This is a genomic window from Rhizohabitans arisaemae (assembly GCF_025996515.1).
GTDB classification, from domain to species: domain Bacteria; phylum Actinomycetota; class Actinomycetes; order Streptosporangiales; family Streptosporangiaceae; genus Rhizohabitans; species Rhizohabitans arisaemae.
Genome location: NZ_BLRH01000034.1, coordinates 1,114,278 through 1,128,932, shown reverse-complemented (window position 1 = coordinate 1,128,932; position 14,655 = coordinate 1,114,278). Strand labels below are relative to the sequence as shown.

Annotated in this window: 12 protein-coding genes; 3 read left to right on the top strand and 9 right to left on the bottom strand. The window is 71.4% G+C overall.

Annotated features, from left to right (window positions below):
* Positions 1-7: 7 nt before the first annotated feature.
* A complete protein-coding gene (locus RUR_RS20730; RefSeq protein ID WP_283137060.1) occupies positions 8-829 on the bottom strand; it encodes a glycerophosphodiester phosphodiesterase in 822 nt (273 codons plus the stop codon).
* A gap of 344 nt (positions 830-1,173) precedes the next feature.
* On the opposite strand from RUR_RS20730, the gene RUR_RS20725 reads away from it, so the two are divergent.
* A complete protein-coding gene (locus tag RUR_RS20725) occupies positions 1,174-1,809 on the top strand; it encodes a TetR/AcrR family transcriptional regulator (RefSeq protein WP_283136755.1) in 636 nt (211 codons plus the stop codon).
* The gene (locus RUR_RS20720) at positions 1,806-2,351 is read left to right on the top strand and encodes a dihydrofolate reductase family protein (protein ID WP_283136754.1); all 546 of its coding nucleotides are present in this window, start codon (positions 1,806-1,808) and stop codon (positions 2,349-2,351) included. The genes RUR_RS20725 and RUR_RS20720 overlap by 4 nt, the downstream gene beginning before the upstream one ends.
* A 293-nt stretch (positions 2,352-2,644) precedes the next feature.
* Here RUR_RS20720 and RUR_RS20715 read toward each other — a convergent pair whose 3' ends face one another.
* The 4 genes from RUR_RS20715 to RUR_RS20700 all read right to left on the bottom strand — a co-directional run bounded on the left by RUR_RS20715 (position 2,645) and on the right by RUR_RS20700 (position 7,739).
* Positions 2,645-4,294, bottom strand: a complete 1,650-nt coding sequence (locus RUR_RS20715; protein ID WP_283136753.1) for an alpha/beta hydrolase — start codon at positions 4,292-4,294, stop codon at positions 2,645-2,647.
* Between the two features lie 399 nt (positions 4,295-4,693).
* The gene (locus RUR_RS20710) at positions 4,694-6,343 is read right to left on the bottom strand and encodes an alpha/beta hydrolase (RefSeq protein ID WP_283136752.1); all 1,650 of its coding nucleotides are present in this window, start codon (positions 6,341-6,343) and stop codon (positions 4,694-4,696) included.
* A 140-nt stretch (positions 6,344-6,483) separates the two neighbouring features.
* Positions 6,484-6,963 (bottom strand): GntR family transcriptional regulator, encoded by a 480-nt coding sequence (locus tag RUR_RS20705; protein ID WP_346349055.1) that lies wholly within the window; start codon positions 6,961-6,963, stop codon positions 6,484-6,486.
* Positions 6,960-7,739, bottom strand: coding sequence for a hypothetical protein (locus RUR_RS20700; RefSeq protein ID WP_283136751.1), 780 nt, complete (start codon positions 7,737-7,739; stop codon positions 6,960-6,962). The genes RUR_RS20705 and RUR_RS20700 overlap by 4 nt, the downstream gene beginning before the upstream one ends.
* 59 nt (positions 7,740-7,798) lie before the next feature.
* Between RUR_RS20700 and RUR_RS20695 the strand changes: the two genes are divergently transcribed.
* Complete coding sequence (locus RUR_RS20695) at positions 7,799-8,107, top strand: hypothetical protein (protein WP_283136750.1); 309 nt, start codon at positions 7,799-7,801, stop codon at positions 8,105-8,107.
* Here RUR_RS20695 and RUR_RS20690 read toward each other — a convergent pair.
* The 4 genes from RUR_RS20690 to RUR_RS20675 form a co-directional block, all read right to left on the bottom strand.
* Complete coding sequence (locus RUR_RS20690) at positions 8,082-9,731, bottom strand: alpha/beta hydrolase (protein ID WP_283136749.1); 1,650 nt, start codon at positions 9,729-9,731, stop codon at positions 8,082-8,084. The genes RUR_RS20695 and RUR_RS20690 overlap by 26 nt on opposite strands.
* A gap of 405 nt (positions 9,732-10,136) precedes the next feature.
* Positions 10,137-11,792, bottom strand: coding sequence for an alpha/beta hydrolase (locus tag RUR_RS20685; RefSeq protein WP_283136748.1), 1,656 nt, complete (start codon positions 11,790-11,792; stop codon positions 10,137-10,139).
* 434 nt (positions 11,793-12,226) lie between these two features.
* Positions 12,227-13,675, bottom strand: a complete 1,449-nt coding sequence (locus RUR_RS20680) for an aldehyde dehydrogenase (NADP(+)) (protein ID WP_283136747.1) — start codon at positions 13,673-13,675, stop codon at positions 12,227-12,229.
* Positions 13,672-14,460 carry an NAD-dependent epimerase/dehydratase family protein gene (locus tag RUR_RS20675; protein ID WP_283136746.1) on the bottom strand — a complete coding sequence of 263 codons (789 nt, stop codon included), beginning with the start codon at positions 14,458-14,460 and terminating at the stop codon, positions 13,672-13,674. The genes RUR_RS20680 and RUR_RS20675 overlap by 4 nt, the downstream gene beginning before the upstream one ends.
* Positions 14,461-14,655 lie beyond the last annotated feature (195 nt).

Genomic DNA, 14,655 nt, shown 5'->3' with positions numbered 1-14,655 from the left:
CGCCGGGTCAGCGGGCGAGGAGGTCCCGGAGGAGGTCGGGCCTGTTGGTGATGACGCCGTCCACCCCGAGGGAGATCATGCGCCGCATGACCTCGGGGTCATCGACGGTCCAGGTGTGGACCTCCATGCCGAGGTCGTGGACGCGCCGCAGGTAGTCCGCGGTGACGGACGCGTGGTGGGGGTTGATCTGCCGGGCGAACCTGGACAGTTCCGGCAGCCGTTCGACGGCCGGGGTGCCGAGGAGGCCGACCGGGACGTGCGGCAGCAGCCGGTGGAAGGTGCGCATCGAGGTCCAGTCGAAGGATTGCACGACGGTACGGCCGGGACGCAGCCACGCGGGATGGTCCCGGAGCTCGCCGGCGACCCGGCCCTCGATGCCGGGGTGGAGTTCCGGTGCTTTGATCTCCAGGAGCAGGCCCGGCCTGCGTCCGTTCATGGCGCGCAGCGCGTCCTTGAGGGTGGGGACCGCTTCACCCGTGAACTCGTCGGCGAACCACGAACCCGCGTCGAGCCGGCGGATCTCGTCGAGGGTGAAGTCGGCGACCCGCCAGGGCGCCCGGTCGGGAAAGACGGTCTCCACGTCGGTGGTACGGGCGAGCGTGGTGTCGTGCATCAGGATCAGCTCGCGGTCCCTGGTCTGCCGGACGTCGAGCTCAAACCGGTCCGCGCCCTGCCGGCTCGCCAGCTCGAAGGCCGCGACGGTGTTCTCGGGGGCGTAAGCGGATGCGCCGCGGTGGGCGACGTTGACGATCGCCGACGCCGGCTCGGCGACGACGGCGGTGCCGGACACCGCCGGCGCGGAGAACGCGGCCATGGCGGCGGTGACCACAAGGCTCAAGTGCCGAAACATAGTTCTCCTCGGGGTGGGAGGGTCTTATGTCGCAAATCTGATGACCTTGCGTGACCGTGAGGTGTGGTGCGGGTGGCGGGTGGCCGCCGATCGGGTGAGCGGTTGACCGTGCCCCGGCCGGGTGCGGGCGCATGGGCCGGAGCGTCGGGGGTCTGCGGGACCGGGCACCGCTTCGAGCTGGCGAACATGCTCCACATCGATGAGTTTGCGTGACAAAGAGTCGTCAATCAACTACTTAATGTGACCAATGTTTGTAAATCACTGTTCACTAACCCGGGGGTGTCCGCTAGTATTAGTGAACAGCGATTTACTAATGGGGAGTCATGGCACGACCGCGCACCAGCAGCGACGAAGAGATCCTCCAGGCCGCCGGGCGGGCGGTCGCCCGGGGCGGCCCGGCCGGGTTGACCCTCGCCGACGTGGCGGCGGAAGCCGGGCTCACCCCCGCGGCGCTGGTACGGCGGTTCGGGTCCAAGCGCGGGCTCCTGCTCGCGCTGGCCCGGCGGAACGCCGAGGGGGCGGCCGCACCCTTCGACCGGGCCAGGCGCGACCGCACCTCACCGCTCGACGCCCTGTCCGGCGCGCTGGCCGCGATGGCGTCGGGGGTGGGCACCCCCGAGGAGATGGCGAACAGCCTCGGCTTCCTCCGGCTCGACCTCACCGACCCCGGATTCCGGGCACCCGCGGCGGCCCACACCCGGAAGGTCCGGGAGGAGATCGCCGCGCTGCTGGCCGACGCGGTGGCCGAGGGGGAGCTCACGGCCGACGTCGAGGTCGACGGGCTGGCGGCCTCCGTTCAGCACGTGTACAACGGTGTGCTGATCGTCTGGGGGCTGACCGGGGACGGCTCCCCCGCCGCTGAGATCGAGTCCGGCCTGGCCCGGCTGCTCCGGCCGTACCTCGGCCCACGTGCCGTGATCCCCGACCGAAACCGACGAGGACTGGAGAACGATTCATGACGGAAGTGGCGACGCCCCCGCGGTTCAGCGGCAAGGTGTTCATCGGGGTGAGCGTCGACGGGTTCATCGCCCGGCCCGACGGGGACCTGGACTGGCTGATCCGGGCGGATCCGGGCGACACCGGCTATGAGGCGTTCATGGCCGGGATCGACACGCTGGTGATGGGCCGCGGCACCTATGAAAAGGCGCTCACCTTCGGGTACTGGCCCTACGAAGGCCGGCGGACGATGGTGCTCAGTTCACGGCTGAGTCCGGACGCCGACCCGCGGATCACCGTCCACCGGGACCTGGAGGCGCTGCTCCGGGCGCTCGCCGAGGCCGGTGCGCGGAGGGTGTACGTCGACGGGGGCAAGGTCGTCCAGACCTTCCTCCGGGCGGGGCTGGTGGACGAGCTCACCGTCACCACGGCGCCGATCCTGCTCGGGTCCGGGATGCCGCTGTTCGGGCCGCTGGAGTCCGACATCGAGCTCACCCATCGCGCCACCAAGGTGCTCGGCGCCGGATACGTCCAGTCCGTCTACGACGTCGCGCACGCCGGGTGACGCACCCCGGCACCTGAGACGCCGAGTGGCCGCGGGCCGGCCCCCGTACCCCGCATGTTCCTCGCGGGGTACGGCCGGCGGCGGAATATTCGGGTGTGTGCCTTGACGCGGGTGTTCCGGTCGGCATGGACCCGGTAGGCGGCCGGATACTTCGCCGAATCACTCGCCGGGTCCGTTCCGGGGAGGCCCGCGGCGACGGGTGCGCTTCGGCCTGTGGAGGAAGCCGCGGTCGCCGTACCGGATCCGGTCGGCGGGGAGGCCGCCCAAGGGTGCGGGCGGCCTCGGCGCGGAGGTCAGCGGATGCCGAGATGCGGGGTGAGCCGCTCGGTGAGCTCGCGGTTGCGCAGGATGGGGTTGGGGTTCTGCGTCGGGCCGGCCTTGGCCAGGGCGTCGACCGGGTCGGGGATGGGGACGCCGGGGCAGGTGGTGAACCTGCCGGGCAGGACGCCGTCGACCAGGTACGCCTCGACCCGGTCGTCGACGCAGGTGTTGCCGCCGGCGTAGCCGCCGTGGTCGCCTTCCCCGGTGACCAGGAGGAACCGGGCGCCCTTGAACCGCTGGAAGGCGGCGAGCGCGCCTTCGACCGGGGTGGCGGGGTCGTGCGCCGTCTGGACCATCAGGACCGGCGGCACGCCGTCGCCGGTGCGCGGCTTGAGGACGGGGGAGGTGCGCCGCCAGTACGGGCAGGGCTCCATCAGGGACCGCCAGCCCAGCAGCGGGTAGCGGGCGCCCAGCTCGGCGGTGGAGCGGAGCAGTTCCCGCGGTCCGCCGCGCCAGGGGGTGTCGTTGCAGGTGACGGCGTGGAACGTCGACTTCTCCCGGTCGGCCGTGGCCACGGCTTGCCCGGCGGCGGTGCCGAGGATTCCCCGCAGCTCCGGAGTCACGGTCACCGCGGGGGCGCCCTCCTCCAGGACCTGGCGGAGGAAGGCGAGAGCCTCGCCGAGCCCCTGGAACTGGTACTTCGAGTACATGTTTCCGAAGATGAGCATGTCGAGGGAGTTCGCGTGGAGGACCTCGGTGCCGAGGTCGAGGGGACGTTCGGCGAGGATCGCGCGGAGCCGTTCGTAGGTGGCGCGGACCTGTCCGGCGGTGGTGCCGAGCCCGAATCGGGCGTGGTGTTTCGCGGCCCAGGGGGCGAAGTCCTGCCGGAAGCGGCGCTCCATTCCCTGGGATATCCGGGCGGCGGCGTGCTGCCAGTCCGTGGTGAACTCGAGGTTGGAGTCGAGGACGAACCGGGAGACCCGGCCGGGGAAGTAGGTGGCGTAGGCGGCGCCGAGCCAGCTTCCGCCGGAGTAGCCGAGCCAGTTGGTCTTCTCGTACCCCATGAGGTGGCGGAGCAGGTCGAGGTCCTTCACCGTCTGCTCGGTCGTGATCTTGCCGAGGAGGGCTCCGGAGGCGTCACGGCACCCCTGTGCCGTGCTCTTCGCCCTCGCCAGGAGCTTGCCGACACCCGCTGGGGATCGGTCCCGGGGGTCGAGGTCGGTCGGCCAGACCTCCGTGCCGCCGCAGCCGATGTTCGTGCTGGCGCCGGTGCCGCGGACGTCGATTCCGACGATCTCCATGGCGGCGGTGAGCTTGGTCCGGCTCGAAAACGCCAGAGGCAGGGTCAGGCCGGGTCCGCCGGGTCCGCCCGGGTTGGTGAGGAGCAGGCCCGAGGGTGTGCCCTGGGCGGGACGCAGGCGGCTCACCGCGATCCGCAGGTCGTCGCCGTGGCCCGGGTTGTTCCAGTCGGCGGGGACCCGGTAGGCGGCGCACTCGAGGCGGGGCACCTCCGGCGGTGCTCCCGGCGGGAGCTGGGTGAAGCACCTCTGCCAGTCGAGCCGCTGGCCGTGGTAGGCGGTGCCTCGCAGCTGACCCTCGCCCGCGCTCGCGGAGGGCGGGGTGAGCAGGGTGACCGAGGTCAACGTCAGGGTGAGCGCGGTGAGCAGGGCACGTCGGCCCATTCGTCTCTCCTTTGTGGGGGTTTTTCCTCACATGTGATCGTCAACGTTATTGCTGGAAATTCGCTCAAGAAAAGCTCGGGGTCAAGGGCGGTGAATCTCCGCCGTCAGGTCATGCCCGGCCGGTATGCCGCGTGAAGGCGGCGGCCGCCGTGGTGCCATCTGATGCCCGCCGTCCGAGTGCGCGTTTCCCACGGCGTTTCAGGAGGGGTTTCCCGGTTCCGCGGGTGCTTGCCGTCCCCGTCACGCCGCCGGTCCCGCGCGGATGCCCCGCCGCCGGCGGCTGTCTTCGCGGTCCACGAGGGGACCGCGCTCGCCTGGTCGGTGGTGTACGGGCCGCGTCCGCCGTATCGGATCCGAGTGAAAGGACGCCCCCCGTACCGGCCGGGCGTCCTTTCGCGGTCAGCGGAGGCTCAGGTGCGGGGTGATCAGCTCGGTGAGCTCGCGGTTGCGCAGGATGGGGTTGGGGTTCTGCCCGGAGTTCTCGGTCAGGGCGTCGACCGGGTCGGGGATCGGGATGCCGGGGCAGGTGGTGAACTTGCCGGGCAGGACTCCGTCGACCAGGTAGGCCTCGACGCGGTCGTCCACGCAGGCGTTGCCGCCGGCGTAGGCGCCGTGGTCGCCTTCCCCGGTGACCAGGAGGAAGCGGGCGTTCTTGAACCGGTGGAAGGCGCGGAGGGCTCCTTCGATCGGGGTGGCGGGGTCGCCGGCGTTCTGGACCATGAGGATCGGGGGGACTCCCTTGCCGGTGCGCGGCTTGAGGTCGGGGCTCTTGCGGTCCCAGAAGGAGCAGGGTTCGAGTACGGATCGCCAGCCGATCAGGGGGTAGCGGGCGCCCTGCTCGGCGGTGGAGCGGAGCAGCTCCTGCGGTCCGCCGCGCCAGGGGGTGTCGTTGCAGGTGATGGCGTGAAACACCGACTTGCCCGCGTCGGGGGAGGGGGTGCTTGCCGTACCGGTCGTGGCGAGAAGGCCGCGTAGTGCCGGCGCGGGGGTGGCGGTGGTGGTGCCGCCCTCCAGGATCTGCGCCACGTAGCCGATGAACTCGGCCCTTCCCTGGAACTGGTGCTTCGAGTACATCCCCAGGAGGATCACCCAGTCGAAGCGGTGTGGGTGGAGGGTGAAGGTGCCGAAGTCGATCGGGCGCCGGGTGAGCAGGCCGCGGAGCCGTTCGTAGGTGGCGCGTACCTGTTCCGCGGTGGTTCCGAGCCCGAATCGGGCGTGGTGCTTGGCGGCCCACGGGGCGAAGTCCTGCCGGAACCTGCGCTCGAAGCCCGGGGCGAACCCGCTGAGGGACTTCTGCCAGGAGGCGGTGAACTCGGCGTTGGAGTCGAGGACGAATCGGGAGACCCGGCCGGGGAAGTAGGCGGTGTAGGCGGCGCCGAGCCAGCTTCCGCCGGAGTAGCCGAGCCAGTTGGTCTTCTCGTAGCCCATGAGGTGGCGGAGGAGGTCGAGGTCCTTCACCGTCTGCTCGGTGGTGATCTTGTCGAGGAGTGTCCCGGAGCCTGTCCGGCACCCCTGCGCCGTGCTCTTCGCCCGGTTCAGGATGTTCTGAACACCGGTCGGCGTGCGGTCGCGGGGGTCCTGGTGGCTCTCCCAGGAGCTGTCCTTGGCACCACAGGTGATGGTGGTGCTCCCACCTACACCCCGGACGTCGATCCCGACGACCTCCATCGCGGACATGAGTTTGGTGCGGCCGACGAGGGTGAGCGGAAGGTCCCGCCCGCGCTCACCCGGTCCGCCGGGGTTGGTGAGGAGCAGCCCTTTCGGTGTTCCCGAGGCCGGGCGCAAGCGGCTGATCGCGATCCGCAGATCCCCGTCCTGGCCTGGCCTGTTCCAGTCGGCGGGGACCCGGTAGGCGGCGCATTCCACCCTGAGTGCCTCCGGTGGTGCCCCCGGGGGGAGCTCGGTGAGGCATTTCCGCCAGGTGAGCTGCTGATTTCGGTAGACGTCGCCTCCCGGGTCGCGTTCCGTGGCGCTCACGGCCTGCGGGGCCGTGAGGGTGACCGAGGTCAGGGTCAGGCTGAGTGCGGCGAGCAGGGCACGTCGGCCCATGAATACCTCCTTCTAACGAGAATGGGCAGCGTTTATCGACCTAAGTCGTTGTCAGGGGCTCCTTCGGGAGAATGTGAGTCCGGGCGGCGAGTGCCCCAGACGAATCGATGGAATGTTCGGTACGGGCGCAGCCTGCGTTCTTATGCCGGGCGAGGTCCGGCGAATTTCCGCCGGGTGTCAGGCCAGGCGCCACCCGGATCGGGTCGGCGGGCGGTTCCGGGCGAGGGCGTGGTGGCAGTGGGTATCCGGTTGTCCACCGGTACCGGAGCGCGGCCCAATGCCGCCTCGACGATCCGGATCGCCTCGGCGGGATCGATGCCGAGGCCCGTGACGACCGTCGCGTAGTCGCGCGCGGCGCGGCGGGCCCGCTCCAAGGCCTGCTCGCCGCCGGCGGAGACGAACGAGCCGGCCCGCCCGCGGGTCTCGATCAGCCCGGCCTCCTCCAGTTCCCGGAATGCCCGGCCGACGGTGTTCACGGCCAAGCCGAGGTCGGCCGCGAACCGGCGGATCGTCGGCAGCCTGGTGCCGACGGCGAGCGAGCGGTCCCGGATCTGCCGGGCGAGCTGGGCCCGAAGCTGCTCGTAGGGCGGTACCGGTGAGGCCGCGTCGATGACGATCATCGGGTGGCCATGGCCTGCCGTGCCACCGTCCCGGCACCCGTGCCCCGTATGCGGATCAGGACGAACCCGGCGGCGCCCGCCACCACGAGCGCGATCGAGGCGGCGTTCCACCAGCCGGGGGATTCCCCGTACAGGAAGATGGCCGGCAAGTACCACACCAGGCCAGGTGTGACCAGGTCGCGGGCGTCCTCGACCCGCATGACGACATCGGCCGTAAGCGACGCCTGGTCCTGTGCCACGGCCGGGCCTGTCAGCACCTGGCGCAGCTGCATGACGATGCCGGCGCCGGCGCCGACCAGGCCGATCAGCACGATGATCGCCCCGTACCGCAGGCCGGGGTCCGAGGCCGGCAGCACGCTCACCGTGAGCAGCAGGGCGGCGGCGAAGGTGGCGGCCGTGAAGAGGGCGTGCGACCGGCCCAGCACCGCCGGCCAGCCGAGCTCGACCGGCAAGGCCGCCCGCCGGGACAGGTGTGCGCCGGCCCGCCGATCGGCGCGCCGCACCCACCGGCCGAGCAGCCACTGCGCCGTCAGCAACCCGGCCACCAATGCCGCCGGTACCAGCAGCGGCGGCGGGGAGGATGCGGCGTCGGTGGGCTGCCCCAGCTTGCGGGTGAGTCCCACGCCGATCAGGAACACCGCCACCAGCAGGCCGCCGGCGAGCTTGGCTTGCCACCGCGCCGCCAGCCGGGCCGCGAGCAGCGGGGTCGGCTCGGCGTCGGCCAGGCCGTGCCGGTCCAGCCACAGCCTGGCCGCCGTGTGCTCTGCCTGGAGCATGTCCCCACCTCCATATGTCGCAGTCTTTGTCTCAACAAGATGGGTCATAGCATGCGACAATGTCAAGCCTGGGCCGGGCGCCGTCGCGGCGGCCGGAGCAGACCCGGTCGGCGTGCGGCACGCGACGCCTGGCCGGTAAACGGACGGCCGGGGTCCGGCCGCGCGACCACGCCCGGACGGGTTGCCGCGACGGGGCCGCCACGGACGTCCTCGTCGACCTTGGTGACGGCCATTCCCGGCACATGCGGCGGTCCCTCGCCCTGAGGGGCTGGGCGAGGGACGGCGAGGGAAAGGTCAGGAAGGCCGCCCACCGGAGCGGGCGGGCGGCCTCGGAGTCGACGATCAGGGGATGCGCAGGTGCGGGGTGAGCAGCTCGGTGAGCTCTTGGTTGCGCAGGATGGGGTTGGGGCTTTCCGCTGAGCTCTTGGCCAGGGCGCCGACCGGTTCGGGAATCGGAACGCCGGGGCAGGTGCCGAACTTCCTCGGCAGGGTCCCGTCCACCAGGTAGGCCTCGACCCGGTCGTCGACGCAGGCGTTGCCGCCGGCGTAGGCGCCGTGGTCGCCCTCATCGGTCACCAGGAGGAATCGGGCGTGCTTGAACCGGGCGTAGGCGCGGAGGGCGCCTCCGAGCGGGGTGGCGGGGTCGCCCGCGGTCTGGACCATGAGGATCGGGGGTACGCCTTCGCCGGTGCGCGGCTTGAGGACGGGAGCGGCCCGATCCCAGTACGCGCAGGGCTCGAGGGCGGAACGCCACCCCATCACCGGGTAGCGGGCGCCCTGCTCGGCCGTGGCGCGGAGCAGCTCCTGCGGTCCGCCTCGCCACGGAGTGTCGTTGCAGGTGATGGCATGCAGGGCGGCCTTGCTCGCGTCGGGGGCGGGGGAGTTCGCCGCGCCCGCCGTGTCGAGAAGGCCGCGCAGCGCCGGGGAGAGGGTGGCGGTGGCGCCGCCTTCAAGGGTCTGCCCCACGAAGCCGATGAACTCGGCGAGAGCCTGGAACTGGTGCTTGGAGTACACGTTCTGCACGAGCGCGAAGTCGAAGGTGTGGGCGTAGAGGGTGAAGGTTCCGAAGTCGATCGGGTGCTGGCCCAGCAGCCCGCGGAGTCGTTCGTAGGTGGCGCGTACCTGTTCGGCGGTGGTGCCGAGCCCGAATCGGGCGTGGTGTTTCGCGGCCCAGGGGGCGAAGTCCTGCCGGAACCTGCGCTCGAAGCCCGGGGCGAACCCGCTGAAGGACCGCTGCCAGGAGGCGGTGAACTCGGCGTTGGAGTCGAGGACGAACCGGGAGACCCGGTTCGGGAAGTAGGTGGCGTAGGCGGCGCCGAGCCAGCTTCCGCCGGAGTAGCCGAGCCAGTTGGTCTTCTCGTACCCCATGAGGTGGCGGAGCAGGTCGAGGTCCTTCACGGTCTGCTCGGTGGTGATCTTGTCGAGCAGCGCGCCCGAGTGGGTCCGGCACGCCTGCGCCGTGTTCTTCGCCCGGTTCAGGATGTTCCGGACACCGGCCGGCGTGCGGTCGCGGGGGTCCTGATGGGACTCCCAGAACGCGTCCTTGGCGCCGCAGGTGATGTTGGTGCTCGCACCCGTACCCCGGACGTCCACCCCGACGACCTCCATCGCCGACATGAGTTTGGTACGGCCGACGAAAGCGAGCGGCAGCCCCAGTCCGGGCCCACCCGGCCCGCCGGGGTTGGTGAGGAGGAGCCCCTTCGGGGTTCCCGTGGCCGGGCGCAGCCGGCTGGCCACGATCCGCAGGTCCCCGCCGTGGCCGGGGTTCTTCCAGTCGGCGGGCACCCGGTAGGCGGTGCATTCCAGGTCAAGGGCTTGCGGTGGCGCCCCGGGGGGAAGCTCGGTGAAGCATTTCTGCCAGGTGAGACGCTGGTTTCGGTAGGCGTCGCCGCCGGGGTCGCGTTCCGCGGCGGCGCCCGCGGCCTGCGGGGCGACGAGGGTGACCGAGGTCAGGGTCAGGCTGAGTGCGGCGAGCAGGGCACGTCTGCCCATATATATCTCCTTTAGCGGGAAATTTATCTACTCCCGGTGGACGCTAATCGATCAAGCCGCCCTGTGTGCGTTACCGTCATTGACATCGCTTGTCATATCGACGTTTCTCATACACATGGGTGGCATGTGTCCATATTTCTGGATGTGTACTAGTCCGTTCCTTGAGACGGCATGAGGGGGCGCCGGGAATCGGACCGGGTACTCGGCCGGGTACGACTACGGCGACCGGTCGCCGTCGGGGCCGCCTGGCTGATGTCGCACCGGATTCCGTGGACCGGAAGAGGCTGCCGCAGCCGTACGGCGAACGCGCGGGCCCCACAGGGATGCGCGACGGTCGCCTGTCGGCCGTACCGGCTCATGGGCGGGGCCGCCCACCGCGGTGGTGGACGACCCCGGCGCGGCGGGTCAGGGGGTGCGCAGGTAAGGGGTGAGCGTTTCGGTGAGCCCGCGGTTGCGCAGGATGGGGTTGGGCTGCTGGGCCGGGCCCTTGGCCAGGGCGTCGACCGGGTCGGGGATGGGGACGCCGGGGCAGGTGGTGAACTTGCCGGGTAGGACGCCGTCGACCAGGTAGGCCTCGACCCGCCGGTCCACGCAGGTGTTGCCGCCGGCGTAGGCGCCGTGGTCCCCCTCGTCGGTCACCAGCAGGAAGCGGGCGCCCTTGAACCGGTGGAGGGCGCGAAGCGCGCCGCCGAGCGGGGTGGGGCCGTCGCCTGCCGTCTGGACCATGAGGATCGGGGGCACGCCCTCGCCGGTGCGCGGCTTGAGGGTGGGGCTCTCGCGGTCCCAGTAGGCGCAGGGTTCGAGGACGGCGCGCCAGCCCAGCAGCGGGTGGCGGGCGCCCAGTTCGGCGGTGGAACGGAGGAGTTCCCGGGGTCCGCCGCGCCAGGGGGTGTCGTTGCAGACGACGGCGTACTGCGTCGATCTGAGCGAGTCGGGGGCGACGGCGTTCGCCGCGCCGGCGGCGTTCAGGAGCCCGAGCGCCGCCGGGGAGGGCGCCGCGGCGGCGGCTCCGCCTTCGAGGGCCTGCCGGATGGCGGCGATGAGCTCGGCGAACACCTGGAACTGGTACTTGGAGTAGAGGCCCTGCGCGATGACAAGGTCGAAGGTGTGGGCGTGGAGGGTGAGGACGCCGAGGTCGAGGGGGCGCTCGGTGAGGATTGCACGAAGCCGTTCGTAGGTGGCGCGGACCTGTTCCGCCGTGCCGCCGAGCCCGAATCGGGCGTGGTGCCGGGCGACCCACGGGGCGAAGTCCTGCTGGAACCTGCGTTCCAGGCCCTTGGGGAACCAGGTGAACGATTCCTGCCAGGAAGCGGTGAACTCGGTGTTGGAGTCGAGGACGAACCGGGAGACCCGGTTCGGGAAGTAGGTGGCGTAGGCGGCGCCGAGCCAGGTTCCGGCGGAGTAGCCGAGCCAGTTGGTCTTGTCGTACCCCATCAGGTGGCGAAGGAGGTCGAGGTCCTTCACGGTCTGCTCGGTGGTGATCTTGTCGAGCAGCGCGCCCGAGTGGGTCCGGCACGCCTGCGCCGTGTTCTTCGCCCGGTTCAGGATGTTCCGGACACCGGTCGGCGTGCGGTCGCGGGGGTCCTGATGGGTCTCCCACGCGTCGTCCGGGCGGCCGCAGGTGACGGTGGTGCTGTAGCCGGTGCCGCGGACGTCGATTCCGACGATCTCCATCGCGGCGGTGAGCTTGGTCTGGTTCACCAGGAGCAGCGGCGTGACCAGCCCCGGGCCGCCGGGTCCGCCGGGGTTGGTGAGGAGGAGTCCCTTGGGGGTGCCGTGGGAGGGACGCAGCCGGCTGGCCACGATCACCAGGTCGTCGCCACCTTGACCGGGTTTGTTCCAGTCGGCGGGGACCCGGTAGCCGGTGCATTCCAGGTCGAGGGCCTGCGGTGGTGCCCCGGGGGGAAGTTCGGTGAGGCATTTCTGCCAGGTGAGCCGCTGGTCGCGATAGGCGTCGCCGCCGGGGTCGCGTTCCGCGACGGCACCGGCGGTCTGGGGGGCGACGAGGGTGATCGAGGCCAGGCTCAGGCTGAGTGCGGCGAGCAGGGCACGTCGGCCCATCTATATCTCCTTACATGGAGTTTAAATCCTTGTCATGGAGATTAACTGCCTAAATTACTCCGCGTGCATTGAATTTGATTTGGGAATATTTGAAAGCCGTAAATGGCATATATATGCATATTTACGGACAAGTGCTGGCTCCTCAGTCCGACAGACGGAGCGAGAGGCCGCGACGGAACGTTGTAGACAGGGCGGGAGCGTCAGACAGCCCCCGCCCGCTGATGGAGTCGTTGGAACGTCGCCGGTGATCGCGGCCTTGAGCCGCGCCGGACACCCGGACGGTACGGCCGCCGGGCGGCGAAGCCGCGAGTCACCGCGATCGCCCCGGAACGTCAAGCCCCGCGCGGGAGACGACCCGGCGCGGCCCGTACCCGATCGGCTCCGGTACGGCCGGAGGCGGGGCCGGCCGTAGCCCGTACCCCGCCTCCGGCGGGCTACTTCCCGGGGTGAAGCCGACCGTCCACACGGCGGGGGACGCCGAGCGGGTTGTCCGCGCGGAGCTCCGGCGGGAGCAACCCCTCCGGCCAATCCTGGTAGGCGACGGGGGTCACCCAGCGGGCGATGGCACCCGAGCCGACGGAGGTGTGCGCCGGCGAGGTGCTGGCCGGCCAGGGGCCGCCGTGGTGGATCGCCCAGTTCACCGCGACCCCGGTGGGCCAGCCGTTCCAGATCAGGCGCCCGGCGAGCGGCCTGAGCACCTCGGCGATCTCCGCGGCCTCGGCCGGGTCGAGGGCGTGCACGGTCGCGGTGAGCGACCCGGCGAGCCGGGACAGGACCGCCGGGAGGTCGCCCGGGTCCCGGTAGACGACCACGATCGCGGCGGGCCCGAAGCACTCCTCGGCGATCCCCGGCAGCCCCGCGGCGAACTCGGCCAGGTCCGCGGTGAAGACCCGGGGGACGACCTCGGGCTCCCCGGCCCCGGCGCTCCCCTCGGCCAGCACCCGCAGACCCGCCAGGCGGTCCAGTCCGCCGAGGTAGCCGTCCCTGATCCGCTCGGTGAGCATCGGCCCGCCCGCGGTCGCGGCCACCGCCTCGGCGACCGCCGTGAGCAGCCGGTCGTCCTCGGGGACGAAGAGCAGCCCCGGGTTGGTGCAGAACTGTCCCACCCCCAGGGTGAGCGACCCGGCGAACCCCCGGGCCAGCGCCGTCACATCCCCCCGCAGCGCCGAGGGGAGCACCACCACGGGGTTGGCGCTGCCGAGTTCGCCGTAGAACGGGATCGGGTCAGGACGCTCCCCGATGAGCGCCTGTACGGCCTGTCCGCCCGCGATCGACCCGGTGAAACCGATCGCGGCGACCCCGGGATGCCTGGCCAGCCGTCCCCCGGCGTCGAAGCCGTGCACGAGGCCCAGCAGGTCCGGGGACGGCAGCGCGGCGCGGACGGTCCGGGCGACCAGGTCGGAGGTGCGCGGGTGCCCCGGGTGGGCTTTGACCACGACCGGGCATCCGGCGGCGAGCGCGGAGGCGGTGTCGCCCCCGGCCACCGAGAAGGCGAACGGGAAGTTCCCGGCCGCGAACACGCCGACCACCCCGGGGAGCGGGTGGTTGACCCGGCGCAGGTCGGGTTTGGGGGGAACCGCCGCGGGGTCGGCGTGGTCGATCACGGCGTCCAGATACCCGCCGTCCCCGACCACCTGGGCGAAGAGCCGGAACTGGCCCGCCGTACGGGCGATCTCGCCCCGGAGCCGTGTCTCACCCAGGCGGGTTTCGGCGTCGGCCACCGGCCAGAGCGTCTCGGCGGCCTCGGCGAGGGCGTCCGCGGCGGCGTCCAGGACGGCCGCGCGGTCCGCCGCCGGGGTGCGCCGCCAGGCCGTACCCGCACGGAGCGCGGCGGCGACGGCGTGGTCGACCTCGTGGTCCGGTGAATCCGTGATCGTCGTCATAGGTCTGCTCCGAGTTCCTGTACGCAGAAGGACCCGCCGAGCCGGGCGTGCGCGGGGTCGGCGAGGTCGGGTTCCCCATGGGCGGCGATCAGCTCGGGCGCGTACCGCTCGGCGTCGTCCTGCGGCTCGTATCCGATGGCCCGGCCGCCGTCGGGGGACCACCAGCGCCGGGTGTTGGCGGACACACCCCAGACCAGGTGGAATCCGGTGGCGGCCAGGGAGGCCTCCACCAGGCGGGCGCAGTCGTCGGGGGAGAGCCAGGTGCTGAGCGCGCGCAGGTCCGGGGGCCGGGTTTCGCAGGTGCCGATGCGCAGGGCCACCACGTCCATCCCGAACCGGTCGTGGTAGAGGCTGCCGAGCGACTCCGTCGCCACCTTGCTCACGCCGTAGTAGGTGTCGGGCCGGGCGGACAGGTCGTCCGGGGCCTCGCCTGCGGTGCGCGGGTGGAACCCCGCCGCGTGGTTGCTGCTCGCCAGCACGACCCGCCGGACCCCGGCTTTCCGGGCCGCGTCCAGCACCACCTGGGTGCCGTGCACGTTGACGTGCAGGATCCGCTCCCAGGCGGTCTCCAGGCTGTGCCCGCCGAGGTGCAGCACCGCGTCGACGTCGCGCATCGCCGCGAGTACGGCCTCGGCGTCGGTGACGTCGGCGGTCACCGCCTCCTCCCCCTCTCCCGGCTCGACGGCCACCACGTCGAGCAGACGCAGGGTCCGCCCGGGGCGGGCCAGCCGGGGGCGCAGCAGGGTGCCGATCCCTCCGGCCGCTCCGGTCACGAGAATGCGCATGGGCGACTCATCTTTCCTTGTTAGTGAAATGTCACACGGGACAATCTAGACGGCGTCGCGTCTCAGTAGCCGGCCAGGATGCGGGTGGCGTGGGTCGGCACCGTGAGATCCGCGCCTGGTGTGCCATGGGGAAGTGCCACGGTTGCCGCGAAGTATGTGCCCGCATCGGGCATGGAGCCTGGTTGTACACATCCC